The sequence below is a fragment of the Belnapia moabensis DSM 16746 genome (assembly GCF_000745835.1).
GTDB classification, from domain to species: Bacteria; Pseudomonadota; Alphaproteobacteria; order Acetobacterales; family Acetobacteraceae; genus Belnapia; species Belnapia moabensis.
The window spans coordinates 17,727-32,463 of the sequence record NZ_JQKB01000001.1 but is presented as its reverse complement, the minus strand read 5'-3'; the positions used below and the strand labels follow the sequence as shown (position 1 = coordinate 32,463).

The following is a 14,737-nucleotide window of genomic DNA, read 5'->3' as shown; positions in this document are numbered from 1 at the left end:
ACGCGAGCCTCATTCCCACTCAATCGTCCCCGGCGGCTTCGAGGTGATGTCGTAGGTCACTCGGTTGATGCCGCGCACCTCGTTGACGATGCGGCTGGCGACGCGGGTAAGAAAGCCCATGTCGAAGGGATAGACATCCGCCGTCATCCCATCCGTGCTGGTGACTGCACGCAATGCGCAGACGCTCTCATAGGTACGGCCATCGCCCATCACGCCGACACTTTTCACCGGCAGCAGCACGGTGAAGGCTTGCCAGATGGCGTCGTAGAGGCCGGCGAGGCGGATCTCCTCAAGGAAGATGGTGTCGGCCTGGCGGAGGATGTCCGCGCGCTCCCGCGTCACCTCGCCGGGGATGCGGATGGCGAGGCCCGGCCCCGGGAAGGGGTGGCGGCCAATGATTGCCTCCGGCATGCCGAGTTCGCGGCCGAGCGCCCGCACCTCATCCTTGAACAGCTCGCGTAGCGGCTCGACCAGCTTCATCCGCATATGGGCGGGCAGGCCACCGACATTGTGGTGGCTTTTGATTGTGACGGAGGGGCCGCCGGTCGCCGAGACGCTCTCGATCACGTCCGGGTAGAGCGTGCCCTGTGCCAGGAAGTCGGCGCCGCCTATCTTGTGCTGCTCCTCCTCGAAGACCTCGATGAAGAGGCGGCCGATAATCTTCCGCTTCTGCTCCGGGTCGGTGACGCCGGCGAGCTGGGCAAGGAAGAGGTCGGAAGCGTCGCGGTGGACCAGCTTGATGTTGAAGCGGTCGCGGAAGGTACTCACCACCTGCTCCGACTCACCGGCGCGCATCAGCCCGTGGTCGACATAGATGCAGGTGAGCTGGTCGCCGACCGCCTCGTGCAGCAGCACCGCGGCGACGCTGGAATCGACGCCGCCGGAGAGGCCGCAGATCACCCTCCCCTCGCCCACCTGGGCACGGATGCGGGCGATGGCCTCGGCGCGGAAGGCGCCCATGGTCCAGTCGCCATGGCAACCGCAGACAAGGTTGGTGAAGTTCTTCAGCAGCGCGGCGCCATGCGGAGTGTGCACGACCTCCGGATGGAACATGGTGCCATAGAAATGGCGCTGGTCATTGGCGATCAGGGCGAAGGGGGCACCCTCGCTCGCGGCGACGACGCGGAAGCCCTCCGGCAAGCGGGTGATGCGGTCGCCGTGGCTCATCCAGACCTGCTCGCGCGAGCCCTTGGCCCAGAGCCCTTGAGTGATGGCGCATTCCGCCGTCACCTCGATGAAGGCTCGGCCGAATTCGCGGTGATGACCGCTCTCCACCATGCCGCCGAGCTGATGTGCCATCGCCTGCTGGCCGTAGCAGATGCCCATCACCGGCAAGCCCATCTCGAACACGGCCTGGGGAGCGCGCGGGCTCTCGCCCTCGGTCACGCTGGCCGGGCCGCCGGAGAGAATGATGCCGCGCGGGGCGAATTCACGGATGCGCGCTTCCTCGGCGGTGAAAGGCCAGATCTCGCAATAGACCCCGGCCTCTCGCAGGCGGCGCGCGATGAGCTGCGTCACCTGGCTGCCGAAATCGAGGATGAGGATGCGGTCGTGCCGGGCCGCGGCGGCGAGGGGCTCGTTCATGGCGCCTCACAGCATAATGCACCGGCAAGGGCAAGTCCGCGCTACACCTCCGGCGCGGGGGCCGTCGCCAACAGCAGTGCCTCGATCGGGTCCCAGGCGAAAGCGAGCTGTTCCAGCCCCTGCCCCGCGAAGCGGATCGCCTCGCGCGCGATCAGCCGGCCGCCGAGACGCCCGTAAAACCAGCGCGTCGGATTGTCCTTCAGCACCCAAAGCATGGCGGAGCGGCAGCCGATGGCGGCCAGATGCGCCGCCATGGCGCGCACCAGCCGGCGGCCGACGCCGCGGTCGCGGTAGTCGTCCAGCAGGTAGAGCGTCTCGATCTCGCCATCGCCGAGTTGCGGCCGGCGTGAGCGGCCGCCGGAGACGAAGCCGATGACGGTGCCGCCCTCCGCCCCCTCCTGCCCCGCCGGAGCATCCGCTCCCATGGCGACGGCGACGAAAATGGCGTGACCATGGCGCCGGTCGCCGATTGCGGCCTCGTAACCGGCGGCATGGCGAAGCGTGGACATGCTGGCGAGGTAGCCATCCGGCAGCACGCCCGGGTAGACCGTGCGCCAGGTGGCAACGTGGACGGTACCGATGGCAGCGGCATCGGAAGGCCGGGCGCGGCGGATACAAATCATGGGGCGCGCTTTCCTCCCCCCGGAAAGGCCCGAAGCCGACCCCCTGTCGGCTACCCCTCGGGCTGGCGTTGCAGGACCGCGGCAAAGAAGCCGTCGGTGCCGTGCCGGGCGGGCGAGGTGACGAGATAGAGGCCCTCGGCCGGCGGCGCCCCGGTACCGCCCGAATCGGCCCAGGCCTCGGCCAGGGGGAGAAGGGCGAAATCAGGGTGGCGGCCGAGGAAGGCTTCTATCTGTGCCTCATCCTCTTCGGGCAGCAGCGAACATGTAGCGTAGACCAGACGCCCGCCGGGCCGCACCAGATCTGCGGCCCCGGCGAGAATTTCGGCCTGCTTTGTACACAACTCTGCGAGATCATTTTGGTTTGTACGCAAGCGTGCATCCGGATTGCGGCGCCATGTGCCGGTCCCGGTACAAGGCGCATCGACCAGGACACGGTCGAATTGGCCGGCGCGGCGCTTGGCCCAGCGGTCTCCAGGCGCGAGCAGGTGCCGCTCCACATTGTCGGCGCCGGCGCGGCGCAGGCGCTTCACCGCTCCTTCTAGCCGCGGGGCCGAGACGTCGCAGGCGGTGATGCGGCCGCGATTCCGCATGGCTCCGGCCAGCGCCAGGGTCTTGCCCGCGGCGCCGGCGCAGAGATCGACGACGCGCATCCCAGGCCTTGCGTCAGTGAGCAGAGCGATGAGCTGGCTGCCCTCGTCCTGCACCTCGACCAGGCCCTCGGTAAAGGCACGGGTCTGGGTGACGGGGCGCCGCTGCGGCAGGCGGAGGCCCCAGGGCGAGAAAGGGGTCGGCCGGGTCTCGATGCCCTCGGCAGCGAGGGCGGCGGCGGCTTCCTCCCGCGTCGTCTTCAGCAGGTTGGCGCGGAGGTCGAGGGGAGCCTCCCCTTCCATCGCCGCCGCTTCCTCCGCCAGCCGCTCGCCGAAGCGGGCGCGGAAGCCGGGCAGCACCCAATCGGGCAGGTCGAGGCGGATGGCCTCCGGCATCTCGGGATGGACCAGGCCTTCGATTCCGCCACGGCTCGATTCGAGCTGACGCAGCAGGCGCTCCTCCAGGGTGGCGAGCGGCTCGGCGGCGTATTGCCCGCCCGGGAAGGAGGCGAGGACCTGCGGCAGGTCGAGGCCCCCATCCAGCAGCAGCGCCGCCGCGACCAGCATGCGGGCGGTCGGTCGGCAGCGGATGCGCGCCAGCCACCAGTCGAGGCGCAGACGCTGGCGGACGACGCCCCAGGCCAGTTCGTTGATCGCGCGGCGGTCGCCGCCGCCGATATAGCGTCGGGCGCGGAAGAAATCATTGGCCGTGGCATCGGCCGGGCGGCGGGGTTGGGCCTCCAGCGCATCGAGCAGATCGATGGCGGCGGCGAGGCGTGCGGCAGGGGTCATGAGGCGCAGGACCCTAGCCCCTCTGGCCTCCAGCCGCCACGCCGCGCAGACTGCCCGGACGTGAATGGGAGGAAACACATATGCGCAACCCGATGGAGCTCACCGGGCGGACGATCATCGTCACCGGGGCCGGCCAGGGCATCGGCCGGGCGATCAGCGAGCTGGTGCTCGATCTTGGCGGCAATGTGGTGCTGGTCGAGCGGAATGCCGAGACGCTGGCGGCGACGGCGGCGGCGCTGCCTGCCGACCGCATCCTAGCCGTTCACGGCAATGTCGCCGAGGAAGGCTTCGGCGAGGACTGTGTCGCCCAGTCGGTGGCGCGGTTCGGCGCGGTGCATGGGTTGGTGAACAATGCCGGCATCACCCGCCCGGCGATGATCGAGAAGATGACCTTCCAGCAGTGGCAGGCGGTGATCGACGTGAACCTGACCGGTTGCTACCTCATGCTCCAGGCGGTTGGCCGGCACATGTGCAACCGCGCACGGGAAGCGATGCCGGAGCCGAGCGGCACCACGGGCGCCATCGTCAACATCTCCTCTACCGCCGGGAAGCGGGGCAGCATCGGGCAGGTCAACTACTCCGCCGCCAAGGCGGGCCTGTTCGGCATGACGATGACGGCGGCACGGGAATGGGCGCGCTACGGGGTGCGCTGCAACTCGGTCGGCTTCGGCACGGTGGAGACGCCGATGACGGAAGTGATCCGCAGCGACCGCTTCCGCGAGCAGACACTCTCGCGCATCCCGCTCGGCCGGGTGGCACAGCCGGCAGAGGTGGCGCCGCTGATCTGCTTCCTGCTGTCCAACGGCGCCGTCTACATCAGCGGCGAGAACATGACGGTCTCGGGCGGCAGCCACATGCAGCCCTGACCATTGGCGAGGTTTGGGGGCGGAGCCCCCGCCCCTACCCTTCCAGTCGGTAGTTCGGCGCCTCCCGCGTGATCGCCACGTCATGGACGTGGCTTTCGCGCAGCCCCGCCCCGGTGATGCGGCGGAAGCGGGCGTTGGACTGCATCTCGGCGACGGTGGCGTTGCCGGTATAGCCCATGGCGGCCTTGAGGCCGCCGACCAGCTGGTGGATCACTGTGCCGACCGGTCCCTTGTAGCCGACGCGCCCCTCGACCCCTTCGGGGACGAGCTTCAGGCTGTCCTGCACGTCCTGCTGGAAGTAGCGGTCGGCCGAGCCCCGCGCCATCGCCCCGATCGAGCCCATGCCGCGATAGGATTTGTAGGAGCGGCCCTGATAGAGGAAGACCTCGCCCGGCGCCTCGTCGGTGCCGGCGAAAAGGCCGCCCATCATCACGCAATCGGCGCCGGCGGCGACGGCCTTGGCGATGTCGCCCGAGGTGCGGATGCCGCCATCGGCGATGGCCGGTATGCCCCGCTCCTTCGCCGCCGCGGCGCATTCCATCACCGCGGTAAGCTGCGGCACGCCGACGCCGGCCACGACGCGGGTGGTGCAGATGGAGCCTGGCCCGATGCCGATCTTCACCGCATCGGCGCCAGCCTGGATGAGCGCCTCGACGCCCTCCGGCGTGGCGACGTTGCCGGCGACCACCTGGACGGTGTTGGACAGGCGCTTGATACGCTCGATCGCAGCCAGGACGCCGCCGGAATGGCCGTGGGCGGTGTCGACGACGACGACATCGACCTCGGCGGCGATCAATGCCTCGACGCGGCGGAAGCCGTCTTCGCCGACGCCCGTCGCAGCCGCCGTACGGAGTCGGCCGAGCGCGTCCTTCACTGCATTCGGGTTAGCCTGGGCCTTGTCCATGTCCTTGACGGTGATGAGGCCGACGCAACGCCCGCCCTCGTCCACCACCAGCAGCTTCTCGATGCGGTGGCGGTGCAGCAGGGCACGGGCCTGCTCGGGCGAGATGTCGCCATTGGCGATCACCAGATTGTCCCGCGTCATCAGCTCGTAAACCCGGGTGCCCGGGTCGGTGGCGAAGCGGACGTCGCGGTTGGTGATGATGCCGACCAGGCGACCCGAGCCGCGCTCCACCACCGGGATGCCGCTAATGCGGTACTGTTCCTGCAACGCGCGGACATCGGCCAGGGTCTGGTCCGGATGGATGGTGACAGGGTTCACCACCATGCCGCTCTCGAATTTCTTCACCCGGCGAACCTGGGCCGCCTGTTCCTCGGCCGTCATGTTCTTGTGGATGACGCCGATGCCGCCGGCCTGGGCCATGGCGATGGCCATCGGCGCCTCGGTCACGGTGTCCATCGCCGCGGCGACGAGGGGGATGTTAAGCGCGATCTCCCGCGTCAACCGGGTGCGCGTGTCGGTCTGGTGCGGCAGGACGGTGGAATAGGCCGGCACCAGCAGCACGTCGTCGAAGGCATAGGCCTCGGCGATGGTGATCGGCGAACGCGGCTGGCTGCGGGTGGAGCCGGCATCAGGGGAAGACTCGGGGGCCATAGGGGGACCTTTCGCGCGAGATTCGTCGCGGGGGCGGGCGATCCGCTACCTTGGCGGCCCCCTTTACCCCCAGGGCGGCAGCCGCGTCCAGCGTCGGTGCCGGTCCGAGCGTTGCAATGCGGTGATATCCGCCCTGCGTCTCAGGGGGCGTCCTCGCCCGCCGGCAGCGCATGGTTCATGGCGAGCGCCGGCACCGCTTCCCCGCACCAGCCTACGATCCGGGCGGGAACGCCGGCGACGGTGGCGCAGGGCGGCACATCCCGCAGCACCACGCTGCCGGCACCGACCTTGGCACCACGCCCGATGACGACATTGCCGAGTACCTTCGCCCCGGCGCCGAGCAGCACGCCGTCTCGCACCTTGGGGTGGCGGTCGCCCGTTTCCTTGCCCGTGCCGCCGAGGGTCACGCCCTGAAGGATGGAGACGTCGTTGCCGACAACCGCTGTCTCGCCGACGACGACGCCGGTGCCATGGTCGATGAAAACGCCATGACCGAAGCGGGCCGCCGGGTGGATGTCGATGGCGAGCACCCGGGCGATGCGAGCCTGGAAGAAGCCGGCCAGCGCCACCCTCCCCCTAGTCCAGAGCCAATGGGCGATCCGATGTGCCTCGAGCGCGTGGAAGCCCTTGTAGTGCAGGAAGGGTCCAAGCAAGCCGGAAGCGGCCGCCGGATCCCGCGCGCCAATGGCGCGGAGGTCGGCCCGGGCGGCCTCGGCGATGCCCGGCTCGGCTGCCAGAGCCTCGGCGACCAGGGCAGCGAGCCGGTCGGCGCCGAGGAAGGGATCGGCCAGGCGCTCCGCCAGCACCGCCCCCAGTGCCTCGGCGAAGCTGCTTCGACTGAGCAGCATGGCATGGAGCAGGGCGCCGAGCAGCGGCTCCGCGGCGGCCGTCCGCTCCGCCTCCTCCATTAGGAAGGGCCAGGGATCGAGCGCCGCCTCGGCGGCAGGCAAGCTAGGCGGCATGGGCGATATCCTCCACCCGGCATATCGGTGCGCGGGCGGGCCGAGGGAAGGGTCAGCCGGGCCGGAAGCCCGTCGCCACGACGTAAAGCTCCGCGCTGTCCTTGCGGCTTGCCGGCGGCTTGCCGTGCTTCACGCTGGCGAAATGGCGCTTGAGCAGGTCGAGCAGCGCCTTCTCCGTGCCACCCTGGAAGACCTTGGCGACGAAGCTGCCGCCTGGGGCCAGCACCTTCAGCGTGAAATCGAGGGCGAGCTCCGCGAGCGCGATGATGCGCAGGTGGTCGGTCGCGCCATGTCCAGTGGTGTTGGGTGCCATGTCGGACAGAACAAGGTCGGCGGGGCCATCGAGGGCGGCGAGCACGGCCTGTTCCACCGCCTCATCCTGAAAATCGCCCTGGAGCATAGTGACGCCAGGCAACGGATCCATCGGCAGCAGGTCGAGGGCGACGATGCGAGCGCTGCCCTTCTGCGCCACCACCTGAGTCCAGCCGCCCGGCGCGGCGCCGAGATCGACCACGCGCATCCCGGGCTTCAGCAGGTGGAACCGCTCATCCAGCTCGATCAGCTTGAAGGCGGCTCGGGAGCGCAAGCCCTGCTGCTGCGCGGCCCGCACATAGGGGTCGTTCAGCTGCCTCTCCAGCCAGCGCTGGCTGCCGATGGTGCGCTTCTTGGCGGTCTTCAGCCGGGTAGTGAGCCCCCGCCCGCCGGATGCCGGGCCTTTCAGGTGACGGTCCGCCTGTTGCCTGCCGCCCGCGCCCCTGGCCAACGATCCGCCCGCATCATCCTCAGCAACATCCCCTCCCGAAGGCCACGATCAGCGACAGTCAGCGCCGGCAACGGCCAGACATGGCGGATGGCAGCATAGACCGCGCAGCCCGGCAGGACGAAATCCACCCGGTCCGGTCCGACGCAGGGATGCGCCGCAAGCCCCGCCCGGCCGAGGGCGAAGAGGTCGCCAAGTGCCTGATCGGCCATGCCCATGTCGAGGGTGCGGCCATCAACTAGCGGGCGGCGGTAGCGCGGCAAGGCCAGCGCCACGCCGGCCAGGGTGGTGACGGTGCCGCTGGTACCGATCAGCCGCACGCCGCCGGCCCTGATTTCCTGGCCGATACAATGGACGCGGTCGAAGGCCAGGAGATGGGTCGCAACCTCCTCAACTACCGAGTGAAAACCCTCCTCGGTGAAGCAGGAGGCGCCGGCACGCTCAGCCAATGTCACGACCCCGAGAGGAAGCGAAATATAACCGATCAGCTCCGCCGTCGGCGCGCCGGATGGGCGACCGCCGCGAGGCGGTACGCGAATCCAGGCGATCTCGGTGCTGCCGCCGCCGATATCGAAGAGCAGGGCGCGACGATCCGTCTCCTCCAGCAGCGGGGCGCAGGATTCCATCGCCAGTTCCGCCTCCTCCCGCGCCGAGATGATACGCGGGCGCAGTCCGGTTTCCGCTTCGACCCGGGCGAGGAAGGCGGCGCCGTTGCCGGCACGGCGGCAGGCTTCAGTGGCGACGGCCTGGAACTGGCGGATCGGGCGGCGGGAGAGTTTCTCGGCACAGGCGGCCAGCGCGGCGACGGCACGATCCATGGCCGGCTCGGCAAGGTCGCCGGTGCTGGCGAGCCCCTCCCCTAGCCGGACGATGCGGCTGAAGCTGTCCACCACGCGGAAACCGCTCGTGGTGGGCGAGCCGATCAACAATCGGCAGTTATTGGTACCAAGATCGAGGGCGGCATAGGCCGGAGCGGGCGGCACGGCGAACCGGGCATGAAGCGGGGCCGGCCGCTCCGGCAAAGCCGGGTTGGGTGGCGAGGGCTCTGTCAGCCGAAGGGGTTGTACGTCATCCGGCATCGTCTTGGGCCAAGGGGGTTCCCCGGGGAAAGCTGCTCCGCACCTTCCCGAACAGCATGATCCGGGGATGCGGCCCCGGGGGCAAGCGCTTTCCGCAAGGTGCGGGTTGCAGGCCGCAAAGGGAAATGGTAGGTGCGGCGCCCTGCGAGGTGGTGACGCTTCGCAGGCCAGCCCACCCCGCCAATCGGCGGGGGCGTTGGGGGATAGTTTAACGGTAGAACTCCCGACTCTGACTCGGGCAGTCTTGGTTCGAATCCAGGTCCCCCAGCCACTCTCGCGCAACAAGCTGACATCCTTGGTCTCTTGAGGCCCCGGCCCGCTCCGGAGGCCGCTGGTGCTTGTTCTGTGTCCACAGGGTGTCCACATCACGCGACGGAGAGGTGTCTACCACTACCGCCGGCGCCTGCCCGGCCGGGCACGTGGCGAGGTGATGCTCTCCCTCCGGACCCGCCGCTATCGGGAAGCCGAGCATCGGGCGGGACTGGTGGACGAGGCTTTCGGCTCGGCTTGGGAACGTGCGGTGGCGGCTGGCATGAGTGACGCGGACATCAAGCGGGTCCTGCGGCAATACCTTCAGGACGCCCTTGCCGAGGACATGCGGGAGCGACTGGCGACCTCGCCCGGCCGTCCAGTTTACCCGAGTGGCTGGGACGGCGAAGTGGAGCCGGCCCACCACGACAGGGAGATGATCACCGAGGGCATGGCGCTGGCCGAGGAAGCCCTTGCGGAACGCGACTTCGCTAGGGTGGCAGACACGGTGGGCGCCTTGATGGCCACGCACGATCTGCGCGAGGAAGTGCGGCCCCTGCTCTCGCTCGGGGTCCTGCAAGCGAACGTCCAGATGTACCGTGAGCTTGAGAAGCGGATCACCGGCAGAGCCTTGGAGTTGGTGGAATCCGAGCCCCCGGCGCCGCTGCCCCCTCCCCTGGCCCCGGCCGAACCATTGGCTGCGCCTGAAGCCGCCGTGCCCGCGAAGCCGAAGGTGTCCGAGTTGGTGGAGCCCTACTTCAACCGCCGTGAGACCTTGGACCGGACCACGCATCAGGTGATGAACCAAGAACGCGGGACCGTCACGCGCTTCATGGAGGTGTGCGGGGATCGTCCGGTAGATGCCTACCACCGGGGCGACATCAGCAGCTTCCTCGATACCCTGCGCCGGCTGCCGGCCACCTACGGCAAGAGCCCGAAGGACAAGGACCGGAGCCTCGTGGACATCATTGCGGAAGCCCATGCAAAGGGAGCAGAACGCCTGACGGACAAGACGGTGAAGCGCCATCTGTCCGCACTGTCGCAGTTCTTCCAGTTCGCGGTTGACCTTGGCCACCTCGCCAATAGCGCCAAGGGCGATCTGGTGGAGAATCACAGGTTCCGCGTGGACCGAAGCGCCCGCAAGCAGCGGGACGCCTGGACTTCGGAGGAACTGGCCCGGCTGTTCACCTCGCCCGTGTGGACAGGTTGCCATCCCGTGAGGCGGGCAGAGGCAGGACCGGAGATCATCCGCGATGCCCGGTTCTGGCTGCCCTTGTTGGCGCTGTTCCACGGCGCGCGCCTTGAGGAGTTTGCGGACCTCTACCGCCGGGACATCGGCTGTGATGAGGGGGTGTGGTTCGTCCGCATCACCGAAACCGAGGGCCGGCGCCTCAAGACCGCCAATGCGGAACGGGTGGTGCCATTGCATCCCGAGGTGATCCGGCTGGGCTTCCTCGATCACGTCCGCACCACCGCGCCGAACCCCGGTGATCCGCTCTTCCCGGACCTTGAGCCTCAAGGGAAGGATCGCAAGCGCGGTCCACGCATCACCCGCTGGTTCGTGGAGTATCGGAAGGCCATCGGCATTTACCGCGAAGGCGTTGGGATGCACGCCTTCCGTCACACCGTTCGCACTCGTCTGAGCAACCGCATCCGGGATGTGCAGCAGGAGCGCCACGTTGACTTCATGCTGGGCCACGGGCGCGGAGGCAGCGAAGGCCGGGAGCGGTATGACAAGGGACCTGGGTTGAAGGCCACAGCGGAGACGCTGGCCTTGCTCCAGTACCCGGAGCTTGATCTGGCGCACCTCTACACCCGGCAGCGGGAGGGCGTGGCCGCCTGATGCCTGCTTGGACCCGGCGCCGATCCCTCATATGCCCCGTGTGGGCGCGCCCTTTCCGCATCCGATGGAGGCCGAGCCGCCTCCCCTGCGCTCCGGTGCTTCACCCCATCGCCCAACATGCCCCGCAGAGCCCCGCAGATGGCCGCAGGAGTCAACAGCGGGAGCGGGCGCAAGGTTGTAGCGGACAGCCCCACCGAGCCTTTCACGGCTTTCCTGGCGCGTTCTGCGGGCGTGCCGCTGGCAGACATTCGGCCGGCGGTTCGGCCAGAGGATCGCAAGGGACTCGACCGCCCCAGCTCTTTTCTCACGTATTGATGCCGATTGTTGCATCATTCAACAATCACCCCGCCGGGCGGGCAGGCGTGGCTAGGGTAGGGCTTTAGGCCGGGTCTGCACACTATTGTTACGGGTGCGTTAGGCGTTTTGGCCCAACCCTTTGATTTCAGGCTTTCTGCTTACTTAAGAGGTAGCGCCGGACCAGTGCCCCGCTGAGGCTTCCCGCCAGACTATGGATGGCGCCGGCCCGCACCGGGTCTGGCTGCCCATTAGTGCCACACCAAGAGAGAACCCGCGACCGACGCACCGCCCATCGCCGCCAGCGACGGCAGGCGGATGACCTGTGCTGTCACGACAGCGATGACATCAGGCCGATGGCGAAGGTCCACCAGCCATGGAGACCGATGCCATGCCAACGAGCGATCACGCCGCTCCGTGCCCGCCCGCCACCACCACGGACCCGTCTCCTGGCGCACCCCGGTCCGCACGGCGGCCGACCATCACCACGACCGAGGATCGGCGCGAGGACCGGGAGGCGAAGGCCATTGCCGCAGCACTCGCCGCGAGGCCGAGGCGCCGATGCCGCCTCTTGTACCCCGACGAATGATGCCCGCCACCAACCGGCCAATGTGGATCGGGCGTGACCGTCGGAAGGCCGGAAGACCTAGCCCGCGACCAACGAGAAGCCCTGAAGGAGACCGCAATGAGGATGGACGACCATGGAGAGATCACCCATAGCCAGCATGAGCCAGCCAGCTACACCCAGGTTGCCTTCGCTGACCCAGGCACATGGATCGCTACAGGATCACTGGCTGACGCTGGCTGTGATCCCTCAATCAATCACCATAACCAGACACCGGCATACATCTGTCCTGCACAGGTAGGGGCGCCGGCATCCGAGGGCATTATCCATAACGATAAGGCGGACGAGGACAAGGATGACGGGTGGCACCACGTCTCGAATAGCCGCCCGGTGCGCTGGAAGACCCGCCCCCGCAGCCCGCAGGCGCACGCCCTGGTCAAGCGGATCACCGAAGCGGTCCGGGCGACCTACCGGCGCGCCCCCAAGGCCGGCGTTGACCTGGAGGGCACGGCTGCTGGCTTCGTCGGCTCCCTGTTCGTCAATGCGATGCAGGGCCGGTGGAGCAGCCATCCCACCAATCCGAACGCCTTCACCGCCACCGGCATTAGCTACCGGGTGTTCACCAAGGTCCGCGAAGCCATGGAGACCCAGGGCTGGATCGAAGTGAAGCCGGGGTTCGCCCGCCTTGTCGCTGGCTGGCGGGAGGACGGTGGCGCCGGCGTCCTCGACTACGAGGCCACCCGCTTCCGTCCGACCTCGCGCCTGCTGGCGATGGCCGAAGCCGACTACGGCATCCGCGCTTGTCGTGCGCTGGCCCATTTCCAGCCGGAGCGTCTGGACATTGCCGAGGCCGATCTTGTCCAGTGGAGGCGCCCGTCGCGCGTCGCCACGGACCTCCACGGCAAGCGGGTGAGGATCGGCGGGGAGCGGGTGGAGATCGACCCGGACAGCCTCAGCGACATGGACCGGCGCCATCTCGCGTGGCTCCGGAGCAAGGTCGTGATGATGAACCGCGTGGCCGACCAGCACCGGATCACCCACGGCCCGGCCGACGATCCCGTGACCCTGCGCCCCGAGTGGTATCGGGTGTTCACCTACGGGCACGGGTTCGACCTCCACGGCCGCTGGTATGCCGCTGGCGGCGACTACCAGAGCCTCAAGCGGAGGGACCGGGAATGGGGGCGCCCGTCCCTGCGGATTGATGGGGAGCCATTGGCCGAGGTTGACGCCCGCGCCTCCCAACTGTGCCTGCTCGCCGGCATCGCTGGTGAGTCATTGGACCCCGGCGCTGATCCCTACGCGCTCCAAGGCTTCGACCGGGCGGTGGTCAAGGCATACATCGCTGCGACCATCGGCAATGGCGGCCCACCGTGCGTCTGGACCCGCAAGGCCTGGAAGGACGCAGCGGAGGCCGGAGTGACGCTCCCGCGCTCCGTGCGTGATGTGCGCGCGGCTGTGCTGGGACGTTACCCGTTCCTCGCCCGCCTACCGGAACTTCTGGGATGCCCCGGCGAGCCGCGCTTGTGTGGGCATGTCCTCATGGGGGTGGAGAGCCGGGCCTTAACCATCGCCATGCTCAGGATGGCGGACCAAGGCATCCTTGCCCTCCCCTTGCACGATGCCCTGTTGGTCCGGGTGAGCCACGCCGAGGAAGCGAAGGAGGCGCTGGAGTGTGCCTACGAAGCCGCCGGGGATGGTGCGCGTGTGCGTGTGCGCGTGAAGCCGATGCTGGGACTTGATGACGACGACCGAGGGCGTCCCGGCATGAGAGGAGCCCACGCGCATGACCACCACTACCAAAGCGGCCATAAAGGTCCCGCTGCGGTCCGCCAGCGACCTCGACCGCATCCTTGAGCAGGCGAAGGTTTCCCAACGGTGCATCGCCCGTGACCGGCGGGGGCGGCTTGCGCTGCATCCGCGCGCCGCTGGCGAAATCGCCCGGCGTCTGGAGCACTATCGCAGGCCGGACAGCCTGTTGCGGCGCTTGGGGGAAGCGGCGGATCGGTGGAGGCGGATGGGGCATGCAGGCGCCCGCTGCCGTCCGTCCTCCGGCGCTCCCCTGTGCTCGCCTGATGAGCATCCCGTGCCCCCGGTGACTGCCCTGGCGTGGCGAATCCGCCTCTGTCAGAATCCAGCCCATGCCCAGCACCCGAACCCCCGTCACCCCGAAGAACCGCACCCGCGACCGCGTGTGGATGATTCTCGCCAGCGACGGGCGGCATGTTCTTCTCGGCCGCCACTCGGACCCCACCGAGGAGGAGCTATAGCAGGCCGGCGCCGCCATCGCAGCCCAGGGCGTCACGGCTTGGCTGGCGGTGCGGGAGGGGGATTACTACAGCAAGGGGGCGCAGGTGACGCTGCTCAGGGTGCGTTCGGTGACGCCGGAAGAGGGCGATTGGGAGGCTGCTGTCAAAGCATTTGAGGGGAGCCGCGTGCGTTATCTGGAGGGCAACACGGGCTGAACCACGATGGGCCGGAAGCCGTTTGATGACGTTGACCCAGCCCGCCGCCGGGTCATGGCAGCTATTCGTAGCAAGAACACCCGGCCGGAGCGCCTAGTGCGCTCGGCACTTCACGCTGTTGGCTATAGGTTTAGAGTACATGTCAGTGGGCTACCCGGGCGCCCCGACATCGTGTTCCCGCAGCGCAAAGTCGCCATCTTCGTCCATGGCTGCTTTTGGCATCAGCATCCTGGATGTTCTTTGGCACGCCTTCCGAGGGTGCGCTTGGACTATTGGGGTCCTAAGTTACGCCGAAACATGGAGAGAGACGCCGCAAACATTGGCAAGCTTCTAGACCTCGGCTGGCGTGTACACACTGTTTGGGAGTGCAGCTTAAGAGGAAATCTCTGGATGAGTAACTTGCGCGATGTTCTTGGGCCTCAACGCATGGTCCGCCCCGCCAGCTTCCCTGAACCATCAGAGTTCGCCCAGATTACGTTTTGATTGCGTAGCTACCTCCCGATGCCGCGTGATGCT

At 68.2% G+C, this 14,737-nt stretch carries 12 protein-coding genes and 1 tRNA gene; 6 read left to right on the top strand and 7 right to left on the bottom strand.

What is annotated here, in order from left to right; translation table 11 throughout:
* Positions 1 to 9: 9 nt before the first annotated feature.
* From guaA to EP26_RS00130, 3 genes are read right to left on the bottom strand one after another with little or no spacing between them, the layout of a single operon-like run.
* Positions 10 to 1,584, bottom strand: coding sequence for a glutamine-hydrolyzing GMP synthase (gene guaA, locus EP26_RS00140; protein WP_043334356.1), 1,575 nt, complete (start codon positions 1,582 to 1,584; stop codon positions 10 to 12).
* Between the two features lie 41 nt (positions 1,585 to 1,625).
* On the bottom strand, positions 1,626 to 2,207 hold the full coding sequence (locus tag EP26_RS00135) for a GNAT family N-acetyltransferase (protein WP_043334355.1): 582 nt from the start codon (positions 2,205 to 2,207) through the stop codon (positions 1,626 to 1,628).
* Between the two features lie 50 nt (positions 2,208 to 2,257).
* Positions 2,258 to 3,586 carry an RsmB/NOP family class I SAM-dependent RNA methyltransferase gene (locus EP26_RS00130; RefSeq protein WP_043334353.1) on the bottom strand — a complete coding sequence of 443 codons (1,329 nt, stop codon included), beginning with the start codon at positions 3,584 to 3,586 and terminating at the stop codon, positions 2,258 to 2,260.
* Positions 3,587 to 3,666: 80 nt separating this feature from the next.
* Here EP26_RS00130 and EP26_RS00125 point away from each other — a divergent pair, with 80 nt between their 5' ends.
* On the top strand, positions 3,667 to 4,452 hold the full coding sequence (locus EP26_RS00125) for an SDR family NAD(P)-dependent oxidoreductase (RefSeq protein WP_043334351.1): 786 nt from the start codon (positions 3,667 to 3,669) through the stop codon (positions 4,450 to 4,452).
* Positions 4,453 to 4,486: 34 nt separating this feature from the next.
* On the opposite strand, the gene guaB is transcribed toward EP26_RS00125, so the two are convergent.
* The 4 genes from guaB to EP26_RS00105 all read right to left on the bottom strand — a co-directional run bounded on the left by guaB (position 4,487) and on the right by EP26_RS00105 (position 8,808).
* The gene (gene guaB, locus EP26_RS00120) at positions 4,487 to 6,007 is read right to left on the bottom strand and encodes an IMP dehydrogenase (RefSeq protein ID WP_043334348.1); all 1,521 of its coding nucleotides are present in this window, start codon (positions 6,005 to 6,007) and stop codon (positions 4,487 to 4,489) included.
* A 140-nt stretch (positions 6,008 to 6,147) separates the two neighbouring features.
* Positions 6,148 to 6,969 (bottom strand): serine O-acetyltransferase, encoded by an 822-nt coding sequence (gene cysE / locus EP26_RS00115; RefSeq protein ID WP_043334346.1) that lies wholly within the window; start codon positions 6,967 to 6,969, stop codon positions 6,148 to 6,150.
* A 52-nt stretch (positions 6,970 to 7,021) separates the two neighbouring features.
* Positions 7,022 to 7,732, bottom strand: a complete 711-nt coding sequence (locus EP26_RS00110; RefSeq protein ID WP_408735084.1) for an RlmE family RNA methyltransferase — start codon at positions 7,730 to 7,732, stop codon at positions 7,022 to 7,024.
* A complete protein-coding gene (locus EP26_RS00105) occupies positions 7,687 to 8,808 on the bottom strand; it encodes a Ppx/GppA phosphatase family protein (RefSeq protein ID WP_052388610.1) in 1,122 nt (373 codons plus the stop codon). Before EP26_RS00105 ends, EP26_RS00110 begins: the two co-directional genes overlap by 46 nt.
* 197 nt (positions 8,809 to 9,005) lie before the next feature.
* Between EP26_RS00105 and EP26_RS00100 the strand changes: the two genes are divergently transcribed.
* From EP26_RS00100 to EP26_RS32875, 5 genes are all read left to right on the top strand, one after another.
* Positions 9,006 to 9,079: transfer RNA gene (locus EP26_RS00100), tRNA-Gln, on the top strand.
* Positions 9,080 to 9,142: 63 nt separating this feature from the next.
* Entirely contained in the window at positions 9,143 to 10,900 is a 1,758-nt protein-coding gene (locus EP26_RS31525; protein ID WP_342669071.1) for a site-specific integrase, read from the top strand.
* 979 nt (positions 10,901 to 11,879) lie between these two features.
* Positions 11,880 to 13,613: a hypothetical protein gene (locus EP26_RS00090; protein ID WP_157033350.1), complete on the top strand. Its 1,734-nt coding sequence runs from the start codon at positions 11,880 to 11,882 to the stop codon at positions 13,611 to 13,613.
* Positions 13,614 to 13,897: 284 nt separating this feature from the next.
* The gene (locus tag EP26_RS38025) at positions 13,898 to 14,026 is read left to right on the top strand and encodes a hypothetical protein (RefSeq protein WP_281177061.1); all 129 of its coding nucleotides are present in this window, start codon (positions 13,898 to 13,900) and stop codon (positions 14,024 to 14,026) included.
* A 201-nt stretch (positions 14,027 to 14,227) separates the two neighbouring features.
* Positions 14,228 to 14,704 carry a very short patch repair endonuclease gene (locus EP26_RS32875; RefSeq protein ID WP_084112213.1) on the top strand — a complete coding sequence of 159 codons (477 nt, stop codon included), beginning with the start codon at positions 14,228 to 14,230 and terminating at the stop codon, positions 14,702 to 14,704.
* Positions 14,705 to 14,737 lie beyond the last annotated feature (33 nt).